The following is a 15,494-nucleotide window of genomic DNA, read 5'->3' on the forward strand; positions in this document are numbered from 1 at the left end:
ACTATTATTCTTCTAAAATAAGGCTAACAAAAATTTTTGTTAGCCTTATTTAGTACTATAAATTATTATTCTACAATAGGAGATAGTATGTTAAAATTATTTACATCAACTAGTCCTTTATCTGTTATTTTCCATTTTGGACTTGTAGATAGTGATAAGAATGATAAATGCATAAATGGAGCATGTATTTTACATCCTAATTCATCTTTTGCTAATTTTTCTAATAAAGATATTCTTTCACTTACTTCATGTCCCGTTAGTTCATCTGTCATGAGTCCTCCAATAGGAAGTCCTAGTTCTCCTATGATATCTCCATCTTTAGCTACTGCCAGTCCTCCTCCTAGTTCTATAACTCTATTTATTGCAATTGTTATATCTTTTAAATTCGTTCCTGTAGCTATAATATTGTGCGTATCATGACTTACAGATTCTGCAAATGCCCCCTGTTCTAGTCCAAATCCTTTTACAAAGGATTTACCTATGTTTCCAGTTCGTCCATGTCTTTCAACACAAATTATAGGAAGAACATCTTGATTTATATCTGGACATACTATCCCATCTTTTACTTTAAGAGTAAATTCTAGATCTCCACTTAGATTCTGATCTGGAATACACTCTATACATCTAACATTAACACTATTTTCATCTACACTTATTGATATATCTTTCTCTGTTATACTTCCTCTTTTAACTGAATTTTTAACTACTTCTGGATATGTGTATTTAGGTAACTCCAGTAATAGTTTTCCTTGAGATGCTACTAACTTACCTTCTAAGTAAACGCTTTCCACTTTCATCTTATTAATATCTGAAATAATAGCAATATCAGCTAATTTACCTGGTGCTAAAACACCTTTATCTTTAAATCCAAAATAAGTAGCTGCATTTATTGTTACCATTTGTATAGCCTCAACTGGGTCTACTCCCTCTGCTATAGTTCTTCTTACGATTTCATTCATATGTCCTACAGTTTCTAAGTCTGCTGCAACCATATCATCTGTTGCCAAAATACATCTTCTCGAATCAAATCCTTCTTCAGTAACTGCTTTTATACATTCAGACATATTTCTTTGAGTTGATCCCTCCCTCATAAATAAATAAACTCCTTGATTAAGTTTTTCAATAGCTTCTGCTTTAGTTGTAGTTTCGTGACAAGAACATTCTCCAGCACATGATATAATATGTGCGGCTAGTTCTTTGCCAAACAACTCTGGAGCATTACCATCTACTACTTTTCCTATACTTGAAGCATAAACTGTTGAAGCTACTAAATCTGTAACTATTTCTGGTGAATTTCTATACACATGCTTTGCATTACTAAATCCTTGTAATTCTCCTATTCCTATTATGTTCTTGTAATTTAATAATTCCTCCATATCATCTGAAGTTACATCATATCCAGCAGTTTCAAGTGCAGGACAATCTGGAGTTAATGCCGGAACAACTATATGAACATGATTTGGAACTACACTTGCTTCATCAGCTATAGCTTTCATACCTATGGGGCCTAAAACATTTCCTATTTCATGTGGATCTGCTACTAATGTCGTAGTTCCTGATGGTATTGATAATCTCGAAAACTCAGTGACAGTTAACATGCTACTTTCAAAATGCATATGTGAGTCAATAAATCCAGGAGATAGATACTTCCCTGTTACATCAATAACTTCCGTTTCTGCGCCTATTAAGCCTTCTGATTCACCTACTAAAAGGATATACTTACCCTTAATAGCTATATCAGCTTTATAAATTTTTCTGGTTAAAACATTTATAATATTTCCATTTTTTAAAACTACATCTGCGAATCTATCATCAGCCATTAGAGAATCTATCATCTCTCTATATTCTATAGTTTTTTTAAAATCTTTAGCATTTAATTTTGACAAAATAGTTTTCCCCCTTAATTATTTTATTTTTAATTTTTATTATATTTTTAAACTTTATTATTCAAGAAAAAAAGTTCATGATATTATTAAATCCAATAATATCATGAACTTTTAATAGCGCATTTTTTTATATTATACCCCCTCTCTTTTTCGCATAATTATTGCTTCATTAAATTATATGAGGTTGTACAGTTTTTATTCTTTAAATTTATAATAAATTTAGGAAATCGTTTTCAGATGTGATAAAAAAAATTTAAAACTGAAAGGAATTTTAATTACATCTAGTCTATATTGTTCAAGGGTATATATTGTATATATATTTAACGATATTATATAGCATTTTTTTACATATGTCAATATATTTTGTATTTTTTGTAATATTTTGTATGTATCATCTTGTTTTTAATATAATACTAAATTCTTTTTTATCCAAAGAAAACTTACTAGATTTATTGTTTCTTAATCCATGAATATGTACATTAAATTTTGGAATAGGATACTTATTTTTTAAAACTTTCGACTTTATAATTACTCTATCTTTTTCCTGTCGAATTTTGAACTCTATCTGTGAGTATATTCCCTTTTTATATTTAAAACTAAGTCCATCATCTAAATAAAGATTATATGAATTATTTGTCCCTAAATAAAAATGTATATCTAATATCTGATAATCTTTCTTTATATATTGACATACTCTATTCATTGGAATTATCGATCCACTCTTTATATATATTGGAATTATATCTAATGGTGTATCTACCGTTATATATCTTTTTCCTTTTATTTTTCTTTTTGTCCAAAAGCAATACCACTCACCTTTAGGTAGATACACCATTCTCTTTTTAGTCTTTGGCGAAATTACTGGACAAACTAATATATTTTCTCCAAATAAAAACTGATCGTTTATATTATAAGTATTTTCATCATTTTGATAATGATAAAATAAAGGCCTTATAACTGGTTTTCCAGTATTACTACTTTCTTTCATTAAGTTATAAATATAAGTAACTAGCTTATATCTCAACTCTATATATTTTTTTATTATATTTTTATATTTTTCTCCAAAACACCATGGTTCTTGGTTAACAGTTCCCTTATCGCTATGGTTTCTAAATAAAGGTGTAAAGACTCCTAGCTGTGTCCATCTAGTAAGTAATTCTCCATTACTATCTTCTAAAAATCCCCCAACATCACTTCCAATAAATGAATATCCACTAATACCTAAATTCAAATACATAGGTATACTATACTGTAGATTTTCCCATGTACTAGCATTATCTCCTGTCCATAATGCTGAATATCGTTGACTTCCTGCAAAAGCAGCTCTTGTAAGAATGAATGACCTTTTATCAGGATTTATATTTCTTATCCCTTCATATGTAGCCATGGATTGTAATAGTCCATATATATTATGTATTTCATCGTGAGTTTTTTTATCGTCTTTATCATCTAAATGAACTGTATCTATTGGAATTGTTTTAGATTTTGTAGAAAAATCAGCGGGTTCATTCATATCATTCCATATGCCTTCTATTCCCAAATCTATAAATTCTTTATGTAGCTCTCCCCACCATTTTCTAACATTTTCTCTTAAAAAGTCTGGAAAAACAGAATCTCCTCCCCATACTTTTCCGATATATACTTCTCCCAAAGAATCTTTTATGAAAAATTCTTGTTCTTTGCCCTGTTTATATACATGATAGTTTTCCTCTACTTTTATTCCAGGATCTATTATTACAGTTAACTTATAATTCATTTTCTTTAAACTTATCATCATATCTCTAAATTCACAGAATTTTTCACTATCAATAGTAAATACTTTATAATCTTTCATATAGTCGATATCTAAGTATAAGACATCACAAGGTATCTTTTCTTTTCTCATTTTTTTTGCTACATACATTAGCTCGTCTTTATTACTATAGCTATATCTACTCTGATGATATCCAAGAAAATCTTTTCTTGGTAACGTATTTGTTCCTGTTAAAAAACAATATCCTTCTATAACTTTTTGTATATTGTTATCATATATAAAATAGTAATCTATATCCCCACCTTCTGCACTAAATGTTAGCTCATCTTCTTTATTTTTACCAAAGTCAAAAAAAGTTTTGTATGTATTATCAAAATAAACTCCATAACATTTATCTTTGTCTAATCCAATATAAAATGGTATAGATGTATGATATTCTTTTATTGCTGAATTATGAATACCATACTTTCCTAAAACATCTGTATTCCAGTTAGAAGTTTTAGTCCCTTTTAAGTTTATATGCCCGTACTTTTCACCCATGCCATAAAAACCTTTTTCCCAAGAAATACTTTTTATAATTTTATTTTGATTAGTATATATATCTTTATCACTGCTTATTATATTTCCTAATTTATCACATATAGAAACTTTAAGTGTCTTTTTATGTATTTTTATCTTAAAACTATTTGTAGTTATTGTATTGTTTGTATGTTTAGAATCTATTTTTACAGGACTTCTTATTAGTGCATAAGATGAATTTCTTAAATCTATAGTTTTACTATATGTAAATCTCACTATATTATCTTTGTAAAAATTTATATGCAAAAATAAATCATCATTTTTCATAAAGTAACCATTATTTATTGGAGTTATCATAATAATATCACCTCTAACTTATTTACACTGAATATAAAATATAAAACTATATTTATAAATATTATCTATATTAAACTATTCATCACTTGAAATATTTTCAAACACGAGCTTTCCTCCACCTATCACTCCTGAGTTATTGAGATGTCTTGCTGTAACTATAGTAGTTCCTTTAGTAATATTACAATTGTTATTATAATAATCTATCATGGGTTTCCACCAATGATCCCTGGAGTGTACTAATCCTCCACCTATTATTATTTTATCGGGATCTATCATGTTTTTTATGGTTATAATTAATATAGCTAGATTTTCTATGAATTCAGAAATTGTTTCTTTTACAGTTTGTTCTCCCTTAGAACATCTATTAAATATTTCTTTAGAACTTAAATATATACCCGTCTTCTCATAATATGTTTTTTCTATTCCTCTTCCTGACACATATTGTTCCGTACATCCTTTTTGTCCACATTTACACTCTCTTCCATTAGGATATAGTATTGTATGGCCTATCTCTCCACATCTCCAATCACTTCCATGAAGTATATCATCTTTTACATATATACTCCCTCCTAGTCCTGTACCCAAAGTTAAAACAACAAATGCATCTGTATTTTGCCCTTCTCCTATCCATCTTTCACAGAGTCCAACTAAGTTTGCATCATTTTCTATGAATATAGGCAAATCAAAAAAGCTGTTAAGTTCTGTTCTTAAATTAACTCCACTCCAGTTATACATATTCCCTTCTAAAATTTCTATTTTTCCTTTTTCTATATTAATAGCACCTGGAGAACCTATTCCTATACCTACTACTTTCTTTTCATTTCTAATTAAATTTTCTATTATTTCTCTTACTTTTTTCAAAACCATATTTCTTCCTTTGTTAGCATCTGTATCTAATATTATGCTTTTTAATATATTTCCTTCTTCATCTATAATTCCACCTTTTATTTTTGTCCCTCCTATATCTATTCCTATAGCTTTTCTCAAAACCTCAACCCCTTAAGCAATTTCCTTATTTTAATTATTATTATTTACATAGAAAGATTATTCTTTTATAGAAAGATATAAATAAAAAGAAAGTTCTAATAATATTAGAACTTTCTTTTTTATAATTATTTTATTTTGATTTTACTTCTGTCCAAATTGTGTCATATAGCTTTATTGAATCTCCTAAATCTCTAAATACTTCACTATTTTTCATAAGTTCTTCATTTGGATATAGTGCTTTATTTTTTACAAGTTTAGGATCTAATTTTTTCATAGTTTCTTTATTTGGTGTAGAATATCCCACATATTCTGCATTCTTTTGAGCTATTTCTGGTCTACATAAAAAGTTAATAAATAATTCAGCTTCTTTTTTATGTTTACTTGTTTTAGGTATTACTACACTGTCAAACCAGTAATTTGTTCCTTCTTTTGGTATAGCATAAGCTAAATTTTCATTTTCAGACATAGTGTATACTGCATCACCTGACCATACAACTGACATTGCGGCCTCTTCACCTATCATCATGTCTTTACCTTCATCTCCAACATACGAAAGAACTAATGGTTTTTGTTTCATAAGCTCACTTTTAGCTTCTTCTAGTTGTTTTGGATCAGTAGAATTCATTGAGTATCCTAATTTTTTAAGAGCTACACCTATAGAATCCCTCTGACTATCTATCATTAGTATTTTTCCTTTATATTTAGAATCCCATAGTATATTCCAACTATCTACAGGTTCTTTCACCATAGTTTTATTATATAATATCCCAACTGTTCCCCAGAAGTATGGTACAGAATATTCACTAGTAGGATCAAAATCTAGTTTTTTAAGATTATCTGATATATATTTATAGTTTTCTATATTGTTATAGTCTATTTTTTGTAATAAACCTTCCTTTATCATTTTTTCTATCATGTAATCCGAAGGAAAAGCTACATCATAACTTGTTCCACCTGATTTTATTTTTATATACATTTCTTCATTCGTAGCAAAATTATCATAAATAACTTTAATTCCGTACTCTTTTTCAAATTCCTCTAAAACTGATTCATCAATATAGTCTCCCCAGTTATATACATTTAAAACTTTTTTGTTGTTATTCTTAGAACCACAACCAGTACCAACCATTCCTATGGATATTATCAAAACAAAAGTTACTAAAAGTTTTAAAACTCTTTTCATTTTACCTATCATCCTCCTTTTTATTTTTTCTTAGCTTCTTTCAAAGATTTCTTATTTATAAGTAATAGTAATATTAATACACTTAAAAACATTATTGTAGAAAGAGCATTAATTGTAGGCTTTATACCTCTTCTAGCCATAGAAAATATTGTTATTGAAAGGTTAGATACACCTGAACCTGCAGTAAAGAAACTAATAACAAAATCATCTATAGACAATGTAAAAGCAATTAAAGCTCCTGAAATGACACCTGGCATTATTTCTGGTAATACTACCTTTCTGAAGGCATAAAAAGGCGTTGCTCCTAAATCCATAGCAGCTTCTGATAAATATTTATTTAATTGTCTTAGTTTTGGTAAAACAGCTAAAACAACATATGGTATATTAAATGTAATATGTGCTAAAAGCATACTTAAAAATCCTAGCTCTAAATTCATGAACATGAATAAAGTCATAAGAGCAACTCCAGTTACTATATCTGGATTTAAAACTGGCAAATAATTTATATTCATAATTATTTGTTTACTTATAGGCTTCATTTTATGTATGCCTATAGCAGCTAATGTTCCTATAATAGTAGCAACTATTGAAGATATAATAGCAATTGCTATTGTATAATATAGTGATGTCATTATTTTTTCATCTTTAAATAATTCTGAATACCACTTAAGGGTGAATCCTCCCCAGCTTCCTCTTGATTTTGATTCATTAAATGAATATATTATTAAAATACCTATAGGGGCATATAGAAAAATAAAAAGTAAAGCTGTATAAATTCTTTTTATGGCCTTTTCTACCATAATCCACCGCCCCCTTCTTTATCTTTATCATATTTTGCTGTAAAAGCCATAAATATTAGTATTATTATCATCATAATAATTGATATTGCTGAACCAAAACTCCAGTCATCTACTTTTAGGAATTGTTGTTCTATAAGATTACCTATGAGACTATATTTTCCACCACCAAGTAAATTTGAAATAACAAAAGTACTTACCGCTGGCATGAATACCATAGTGATTCCTGATATTACTCCTGGTAAGCTAAGTGGAAATATAATTCTCATAAATGTTTTAAATTTACTTGCACCTAGATCATATGAAGCCTCTATAAGACTTTCATCTAGTTTTATCAATACTGAATATATAGGCAATATCATAAATGGTATAAAGTTATATATCATACCTAACAAAACTGCTCCATCATTATACATTAAATTTAATGTGGGCAGTCCAATAGTTTGTAAAAATCTATTTATAACTCCGTTTCTTCCTAATAAAGTCATCCAAGCATAAGTTCTTAGTAAAAAATTCATCCACATGGGTAATACAAATAGTAAAGATACTATATTTCTTTTTCTAGGTTCCATCCTTGATAAAATCATAGCCATAGGATATCCAAGTAATAAGCATATAATAGTAGAAAGTCCTGCAAGAGTTAATGAACGTTTAAATACATCTAAATAAATAGGTTGTAAGAATCTTTTAAAGTTATCAAGTGTAAATTGGATTTCACCAAGCTTGTATAATCTTCCATCTGTTAAGCTCAAAAATAGTACCAACAATATAGGTATAAGAGTAAATATAATCATCCATAGTACATATGGATATGATATCCAAGTTCTTTTTTTCATTATTCAATCACCTTTTTCATAATGTGAATACTCTCTGGTGAAAAGTTCATACCTATTTCTGCTCCCACTGGTTCCATATCAGTACTATGAATCATCCATTCTCTTTCCTTTTCTTGTACTATCATTTCATAATGAACACCTTTAAAGGTAACTGATTTAACAGTACCCTTTAACATTCCATCTTCTTTCTCTACTATTTTTATATCTTCAGGTCTTATAATAACATCTATATTTTCATTATCTTCAAATCCTTTATCCACACATTTAAACTTGGTTTCAGCAAATTCTACTAGATAATCTTCCATCATAATTCCATCTACTATATTACTTTCTCCAATAAAACTTGCTACAAAAGCATTTTTAGGTTCATTATATATATCTACTGGAGTTCCTATCTGTTGTATTTTACCCTTATCCATTACAACTACAGTATCAGACATACTTAATGCCTCTTCTTGGTCATGAGTTACATATATAAATGTTATTCCAACTCTTTTTTGCATGTTTTTTAGTTCTACTTGCATTTCTTTTCTAAGCTTTAAATCCAATGCACCTAACGGTTCATCTAATAAAAGTACTTTAGGTTCATTAACAAGAGCTCTTGCTATAGCAATTCTCTGTTGTTGTCCACCACTTAATGATGTTATAGCTCTATTTTCAAATCCACTTAAATTAACTAACTTAAGGATGTTCTTTACTTTTTCTTTTATTTCTTCTTTTCCAAGTTTTTTGATTTTTAGTCCAAATGCTATATTTTCAAATACATCTAAGTGTGGAAATAAAGCATACTTTTGAAAAACAGTATTTATTTGCCTCTCATATGGAGGAATATTATTTATCATTTTATTTTCAAATATAACATCACCAGATGTGGGCTGTTCAAATCCTCCTATTATTCTAAGAGTAGTTGTCTTACCACATCCACTAGGTCCTAGAAGTGTAAGAAATTCGTTCTTTCTTATATAAAGATTTATATCTTGAAGAACATCTAAATCGTCGTATGTTTTTGAAATATTTTTTAAGTCTATTATTATATTTTTTTCCATAATAAATACCCCCAATCTTCTAAAAACTTGGTGGTGTACTCACCCAAAGTAATTTTGCTTTTTTCTTTCCTATATTTTCTATATAGTGATTAGAATGCGCCTTAAAGTAAAAGCTATCTCCTTTTTTTGCTTTATATCTCTGTTTTCCTATATGCACAATTATAATTCCTGAAAGTACATATCCAAACTCTTCTCCTTCATGAGGATAATCTTCTTTAGTTTTTCCTCCCTCTTCAAGCTCTACGAGTATTGGTTCCATAAGATTTTTCTGAGCGTTAGGAATAAGCCATTGAAGGTTAAATTTTAATTCTTCATTTTCTGTTTCAAATACATCATCTCTACTAAACACTATTTTTTCTTCTTCCATTTCATTGAAAAAGTCTCTTAAATTAGTTCCTAATCCATCTAATATATCTACTAATGTAGCTATCGAAGGAGATGTCAAATCTCTTTCCAATTGTGATATAAACCCTTTAGTAAGTTCACATCTATTTGCAAGCTCTTCTTGAGTTAATGAGCTCTTAACTCTAAGACGCCTAATTTTTTCTCCGATTTTCACGAATATCACCCTTGCTTTTATAATCAAGTATATTAAACTTTTGGTTTATAATTACTAAACAAAATTGCAAATATATTATAATCATACCATAATAAAAAAGTCAACAATAATTTCAAAAGTAAAATAAAAAAATGCATTATAATGCATTTTTCTATTTTATTTTTAAATTAATTTTAAAACTATTTAGATTATTAATTTAAAATCTATATTTTAACATCTCTTTTATTAAATATTTTCAAACCATTTTTTGCTATCATAACTATTACTAAGATAATAAGCGAAGCCATTACTATTGCTCCTCCAGGAGATAAGTCTAAATAAAATGAAGTTATAAGTCCTGAAATAACAGAAATCAATCCAAAAATATTAGATAGTAATAAAGCACTTTTAAAACTTCTAGCTAATTGTAGGCTTGTAGCAACGGGAAGTACCATAAGAGACGATACTAACAATATTCCTACTATTCTCATTGAAACAGTTACAGTAAGAGCAACTAATATTGAAAAATATATATTTATAGACTTAACCTTGAGTCCTGATAATTTTGCATGTTCTTCATCAAATGTAGTATAAAACAAACTTCTATATAGTATAACTATTGAAGCTATTATAATAAGTCCAAGTAAAATAACTATGTATAAATCTTCATTAGTAACAAGTGAAATACTTCCAAACAAATAGCCCATTATGCCACTTGTTTTCCCTTCATATAAGTTAATAAGAATACTTGCGACTCCTATTCCTGCAGCTAGAACTATAGATAAAGATATTTCCGCATATTTTTCATATTCTCGCCTTAACTTCTCTATTCCTAAAGAAGCTACTATGGATATTGCTATAGCTGTATAAACTGGATATATATCTAATACCATTCCAGTAGCTACTCCTGCTAATGCTACATGAGATAGTGTATCTCCTACCATAGAAAATCTTTTAAGTACTAGAAAAAGTCCTATAGTGGAACAAATTAAAGACACTACTACCCCTATAATTAAAGCTCTTTGCATAAAATCATAATTTAACATAGTCATATCCCCATCACCTACTATTTATAATTACCTAACTTATTCATATCATTTTCTATTATTTCTCTTAAGTACTTGCTCTTTGCAAAGTTTTTAGCATCATAAAAGTAAATTTGCCCATCGTTTAAACAAGCTACTTTATTAGCTTTTTCTGATATTTCCCCTACATCATGTGTAACCATAACTAATGTTATTCCCATTTCTTTGTTCAGTTTTTCCATTAATCTATAGAAGCTACCTTGGGACTTTATATCTACTCCAACTAAAGGTTCATCCATAAATATTATTTTAGGATTACTTATTAACAATCTGGCTATAAATACTCTCTGTTGTTGTCCCCCAGATAAACTACCTATAAGTCTATCCTTATATTCTTCCATATCAACTATCTTTAAAACTTCATATATTTTTTTCTTATGTTTTTTATTTAAAAACTTTAAAAACCCCATTTGAGAGTGAAGATTAGCTCCAATTACTTCTTCTACAGTAGCTGGAAACTTAGAGTTGAATGATCTCACTTGCTGAGATAAGTAACCTATGTTATGCCAACTATTGAAGTTATTTATGCTCTTATTAAATATCTTTATTTCTCCACTGTCTGGTTTTAAAAGTCCTAACATAAGCTTTAATAGAGTACTTTTTGCGGAACCATTACTTCCTATTATTCCTATATAGTCACCTTTATATATTTTTAAGTTTATATTTTTTAACACTTGATTATTATCATAACTAAAATTCAAATTTTTTATATCTACTATAATGTCTGACATCTTAATCCACCAACACTTTCTTTAAGTTGTTTAAGTTCTCCTCCATTATATCTATATAATCTATTCCTTTCTTTTCTTGTTCTTTTGTAAGTCCTTCTATTGGATTTAGTGTAAGAACTTTTAAATTAGCTTCCTTTGATATCATTTCAACTGATTTAGGATTAGCAAGAACCTCAAGAAAAATATATTCTATATCTTCTTTTTTAGCTATATCTATTAAATTAGCAAGTGTCTTTGGACTAGGTTCAGCATAAGGCGTTATACCTGTAACTGAAATCTGTTTAATATTGTATCTATTTACTAGATATCCAAAAGCAGAATGTGATACTAGTATAGTATCTTTTTTCTTATCTTTTAAAGTATTATTATACTTTTCATCCAACCCTTTCAGTTTCTCAGACAACTCTTTATAATTTTTTTCATAAAAATCTTTATTTTTCTTATCTATACTTATTAATGCTTCCTTTATTTGCTTACCGATCTCGTTCATATTTAATGGATTAAGCCAAATATGTGGATCTACCCCATCATGACTATGTCCATCTTTATGATTATGTTTTTCGTCATTCTCATGTTTATGATTTTCCTCTTCTTTTGAGTCTAATAAATCTACATACTCACTTGCATTTATAGTCTTTACTCCTTTATCTTTAACATTGTTAGCAGTTTTTTCTCCCCAACTTTCCATTCCTGCTCCATTAAAAATAAATAAATCAGACTCACCTATTTTACCTGTTTGTCTTAATGATAACTCATAGTCATGAACCTCAACACCTGCTGGAACAATAGTATGTAAATCAACTTTATCTTTACCTATTTCCTTTGTAAGATAACTTAAAGGATATATACTTGCATAAATCTTCACTTTTGAGTTTTTATTTTCCGATACATTCTTTGAAGATTTTTGAACTGAACAACCACTAGCTGCCATTAACATTATAGTGAATAATATGAGTAGTTTTCTTTTCATAATATTCCTCCTTGTATAATAATTAAATTATATACTTTTATATATCTCATTTACAATTGAATATAAATACCCTAGTTGCTTTTATTTTAAGCAAAGATTATTTATTTTGCTTTTTATTTTATTAATTGCCATATACTATCTTTATATACCTTTTGCTCAAAAAATAAGCGTAGATATAAAATATCTACGCTATTACCATCCTCTACTAGCTCCTCCACCACCAGATGAGCCACCGCCTCCTGAGGAACCTCCTCCAAAACCACCGCCGCCTCCACGACCATTTCTTCCTATCGATCTTAGTATGGATATAGTAATTATACCACCAAAAAATTTAAAGTCTATAAACAAAAATACAATGAGCCCTATTATACCAAACATACCTAATTTGCTTGAATCTCTATCATTAGCACTCATATTATTAGGTACATCTGTATCTAATTGTATATCATACTCTTCAGCTATTACTCCAATAATAGCTGAAAATCCATTTCTAATTCCTTGATCATAATCATTCTCTTTAAATAAAGGAGTGATATAATCATCACTTATTGCTCCTGCTTTTCCATCTGGGATAGCTCCTTCTAATCCATATCCAACTTCTATTCTCATTTTTTTATCATTTGGAGCTACTAATAGTAATACACCATTATTTTTATCTTTACTTCCTATTTCCCATTTCCTAAAAAGAGCATTTGCATATTCTTCTATAGTACTATCTTGTAAACTATCTACTACAGCAACTACAACTTGTGCCCCAGTTTGTTCATATAGTGATCTATTAGTATCTATAATATAATTGGATGTTTTCTCCTCTATTACCCCAACTTCATCATATACATAAAAACTTTCATTTGGTTCTGGAAGTCTTAGCTTTTCCCCATAAGCTGTAGTAACATTAACTATAAAAGTAAATACAATCAAAAAAAATACTAACAGTTTTGATTTTTTAAATTTCATTTATTTCACCTTAATTAGAATTTTACTTCTGGAAGCTTTTTATCTTCTTGGTTTATCTCAAAATATTGTTTTTTCTCAAATCCAAACATTCCTGCAAATATATTGGTTGGGAATCTTCTTACTTTACCATTAAATATTTTCGCAGATTCATTATAATCCATTCTAGAAACAGCAAGTCTATTTTCTGTGCCAGCCAATTCATCTTGTAGTCTTATAAAGTTTTCATTTGATTTTAACTCAGGATATTTCTCAACTACTACATTTAATTTTGATAGTGCCGTATTTAGTTGTTCATTAGCCCTAGCATATTCTTGTGGATTTTTAGCCTCTACAATTCCACTTCTTGCTTTAGTAACTCCAACTAATACATCTTGTTCTTGTTTTGCAAATCCTTTTACTGTATTAACTAAATTAGGAATTAAATCAGCTCTTCTTTTTAGTTGATTTTCAACTTGAGCCCATTTAGCGTTAGTTTCTTCATCTAATTTAACTAAGTTATTATAACTTCCTACTAATGTGAAGCCAAGTACGGCTATTAACCCTAATATTATTATTAGACTTAAAGTACCTTTTTTCATTTTATTCATATCTCCTTTTAATTCAAAAATATAAACCCCGATTACATTTATTATACAACTTTATCAATTAATTGTATACTTATATTACAATTTTTGTATCTAAGCATTAATATTATAAACTTCAATTTTTTCTATCGCATCATTTATTAATCCTTCTACATCAAGTATTTCTTCTGACTTTTCTATATCTTCAAGTTTTGGTCTAGTAACTGGGTGTTTTGGTAAAAATACAGTACAACAATCTTCATAAGGAAGTATTGATGTTTCAAATGTTTCTATATCTTTAGCTATATCAGTAATTTCTACCTTATCCATTCCTATTAAAGGTCTAAATACAGGTAATTCAACAGATGAATTCGTTACATTTATTCCTTTTATAGTTTGACTAGCTACTTGACCTAAACTTTCTCCAGTTATCAATGCATCTATGCCTTCTTTTTTAGCTATAGCTTCACCAATTCTCATCATAAATCTTCTTGAAATTATAGTCATCTCATCTTCTGGACAGTTTTTATTTATTTCTTTTTGTATATTAAGTAAGTTAACACTATATAGTTTTATGTTACCGCAATATCTTGAAAGTATGTTTGCTAAATTTTTAACTTTTTCTTCAGCTCTTTCGCTTGTAAATGGATAGCTATGATAATGAATTGCGCTTAATTCAACACCTCTTTTAGCCATTAAAAATCCAGCTACTGGGCTGTCTATTCCTCCAGAAAGTAGTAGTAATCCCTTACCATTAGTCCCTAATGGTAATCCACCATATCCTTTTATTTTTTTAGTATATATATAACATTTAGTCCTAATATCTATATTTAAATATACTTCTGGATTATGAACGTCTACATTTATATCATCTATATTTTCTAGTAAATATCCTCCTATTTCTCTAGATATTTCAGGTGATTTCAAAGGAAAATTCTTATCTGCTCTTTTTGTCTCAACTTTAAAAGTTCTTTTTCCTTCTTGTAATGCATCCTTTAAAGCTTCTATTGAATATTTCTTAATTTCATCTATATCTTTCTCTACTCTATAGCAGGGAGATATATATACTATTCCAAATACTTTTCTTACTCTATTTATAACTAAATCAATATCATCATCATCACATTCTATAAATAATTTTCCTTGTTCTCTGTAAATTTTAGATTTTCCTAGATCCTTTATAACATTTTTTATATGTTTAATTAATTTATTCTCAAAATATGATCTATTCAATCCCTTTAATGCAATTTCTCCAAAACTAACACTTACTACCTTATCCATTTGTA

At 28.4% G+C, this 15,494-nt stretch carries 14 protein-coding genes; all 14 read right to left on the reverse strand.

From position 1 onward, the window contains the following. Positions 1-65 precede the first annotated feature (65 nt). The 14 genes from ade to thiI all read right to left on the reverse strand — a co-directional run bounded on the left by ade (position 66) and on the right by thiI (position 15,489). Positions 66-1,886, reverse strand: a complete 1,821-nt coding sequence (gene ade / locus CLPU_RS04750) for an adenine deaminase (protein ID WP_235436107.1) — start codon at positions 1,884-1,886, stop codon at positions 66-68. A gap of 391 nt (positions 1,887-2,277) precedes the next feature. Continuing rightward, on the reverse strand, positions 2,278-4,515 hold the full coding sequence (locus CLPU_RS04755) for a glycoside hydrolase family 31 protein (protein WP_050354500.1): 2,238 nt from the start codon (positions 4,513-4,515) through the stop codon (positions 2,278-2,280). A gap of 75 nt (positions 4,516-4,590) precedes the next feature. After that, positions 4,591-5,502, reverse strand: coding sequence for an ROK family protein (locus CLPU_RS04760; RefSeq protein WP_050354501.1), 912 nt, complete (start codon positions 5,500-5,502; stop codon positions 4,591-4,593). Between the two features lie 130 nt (positions 5,503-5,632). Next, positions 5,633-6,685, reverse strand: a complete 1,053-nt coding sequence (locus CLPU_RS04765; protein ID WP_050354535.1) for an ABC transporter substrate-binding protein — start codon at positions 6,683-6,685, stop codon at positions 5,633-5,635. 20 nt (positions 6,686-6,705) lie between these two features. After that, a complete protein-coding gene (locus tag CLPU_RS04770) occupies positions 6,706-7,485 on the reverse strand; it encodes an ABC transporter permease (RefSeq protein WP_050354502.1) in 780 nt (259 codons plus the stop codon). Continuing rightward, positions 7,479-8,318 carry an ABC transporter permease gene (locus CLPU_RS04775; protein ID WP_050354503.1) on the reverse strand — a complete coding sequence of 280 codons (840 nt, stop codon included), beginning with the start codon at positions 8,316-8,318 and terminating at the stop codon, positions 7,479-7,481. The genes CLPU_RS04770 and CLPU_RS04775 overlap by 7 nt, the downstream gene beginning before the upstream one ends. After that, positions 8,318-9,364 (reverse strand): spermidine/putrescine ABC transporter ATP-binding protein, encoded by a 1,047-nt coding sequence (gene potA, locus CLPU_RS04780; protein ID WP_050354504.1) that lies wholly within the window; start codon positions 9,362-9,364, stop codon positions 8,318-8,320. The genes CLPU_RS04775 and potA overlap by 1 nt, the downstream gene beginning before the upstream one ends. A 19-nt stretch (positions 9,365-9,383) precedes the next feature. Continuing rightward, positions 9,384-9,923 (reverse strand): cupin domain-containing protein, encoded by a 540-nt coding sequence (locus CLPU_RS04785; protein ID WP_050354505.1) that lies wholly within the window; start codon positions 9,921-9,923, stop codon positions 9,384-9,386. Between the two features lie 203 nt (positions 9,924-10,126). After that, positions 10,127-10,954 (reverse strand): metal ABC transporter permease, encoded by an 828-nt coding sequence (locus tag CLPU_RS04790; RefSeq protein ID WP_050354506.1) that lies wholly within the window; start codon positions 10,952-10,954, stop codon positions 10,127-10,129. A 14-nt stretch (positions 10,955-10,968) separates the two neighbouring features. Beyond that, entirely contained in the window at positions 10,969-11,718 is a 750-nt protein-coding gene (locus CLPU_RS04795; protein ID WP_050354507.1) for a metal ABC transporter ATP-binding protein, read from the reverse strand. Position 11,719: 1 nt separating this feature from the next. Then, positions 11,720-12,688 (reverse strand): metal ABC transporter substrate-binding protein, encoded by a 969-nt coding sequence (locus CLPU_RS04800; protein ID WP_050354508.1) that lies wholly within the window; start codon positions 12,686-12,688, stop codon positions 11,720-11,722. Positions 12,689-12,880: 192 nt separating this feature from the next. After that, a complete protein-coding gene (locus CLPU_RS04805; protein ID WP_050354509.1) occupies positions 12,881-13,645 on the reverse strand; it encodes a TPM domain-containing protein in 765 nt (254 codons plus the stop codon). A 14-nt stretch (positions 13,646-13,659) separates the two neighbouring features. After that, positions 13,660-14,232, reverse strand: coding sequence for a LemA family protein (locus CLPU_RS04810; RefSeq protein WP_050354510.1), 573 nt, complete (start codon positions 14,230-14,232; stop codon positions 13,660-13,662). 90 nt (positions 14,233-14,322) lie between these two features. Next, positions 14,323-15,489 carry a tRNA uracil 4-sulfurtransferase ThiI gene (gene thiI / locus CLPU_RS04815; protein WP_050354511.1) on the reverse strand — a complete coding sequence of 389 codons (1,167 nt, stop codon included), beginning with the start codon at positions 15,487-15,489 and terminating at the stop codon, positions 14,323-14,325. Between the last annotated feature and the right edge of the window lie 5 nt (positions 15,490-15,494).

This window comes from Gottschalkia purinilytica, assembly GCF_001190785.1.
Lineage (GTDB): Bacteria > Bacillota > Clostridia > Tissierellales > Gottschalkiaceae > Gottschalkia_A > Gottschalkia_A purinilytica.

What these genes read in the sequence shown, in the direction of transcription:
- CLPU_RS04765 (WP_050354535.1), bottom strand. Translation starts at nt 6,685, where the DNA reads ATGAAAAGAGTTTTAAAACTTTTAGTAACTTTTGTTTTGATAATATCC.
- CLPU_RS04770 (WP_050354502.1), bottom strand. Translation starts at nt 7,485, where the DNA reads ATGGTAGAAAAGGCCATAAAAAGAATTTATACAGCTTTACTTTTTATT.
- CLPU_RS04755 (WP_050354500.1), bottom strand. Translation starts at nt 4,515, where the DNA reads ATGATAACTCCAATAAATAATGGTTACTTTATGAAAAATGATGATTTA.
- CLPU_RS04790 (WP_050354506.1), bottom strand. Translation starts at nt 10,954, where the DNA reads ATGACTATGTTAAATTATGATTTTATGCAAAGAGCTTTAATTATAGGG.
- CLPU_RS04775 (WP_050354503.1), bottom strand. Translation starts at nt 8,318, where the DNA reads ATGAAAAAAAGAACTTGGATATCATATCCATATGTACTATGGATGATT.
- CLPU_RS04800 (WP_050354508.1), bottom strand. Translation starts at nt 12,688, where the DNA reads ATGAAAAGAAAACTACTCATATTATTCACTATAATGTTAATGGCAGCT.
- CLPU_RS04810 (WP_050354510.1), bottom strand. Translation starts at nt 14,232, where the DNA reads ATGAATAAAATGAAAAAAGGTACTTTAAGTCTAATAATAATATTAGGG.
- CLPU_RS04795 (WP_050354507.1), bottom strand. Translation starts at nt 11,718, where the DNA reads ATGTCAGACATTATAGTAGATATAAAAAATTTGAATTTTAGTTATGAT.
- thiI (WP_050354511.1), bottom strand. Translation starts at nt 15,489, where the DNA reads ATGGATAAGGTAGTAAGTGTTAGTTTTGGAGAAATTGCATTAAAGGGA.
- CLPU_RS04805 (WP_050354509.1), bottom strand. Translation starts at nt 13,645, where the DNA reads ATGAAATTTAAAAAATCAAAACTGTTAGTATTTTTTTTGATTGTATTT.
- potA (WP_050354504.1), bottom strand. Translation starts at nt 9,364, where the DNA reads ATGGAAAAAAATATAATAATAGACTTAAAAAATATTTCAAAAACATAC.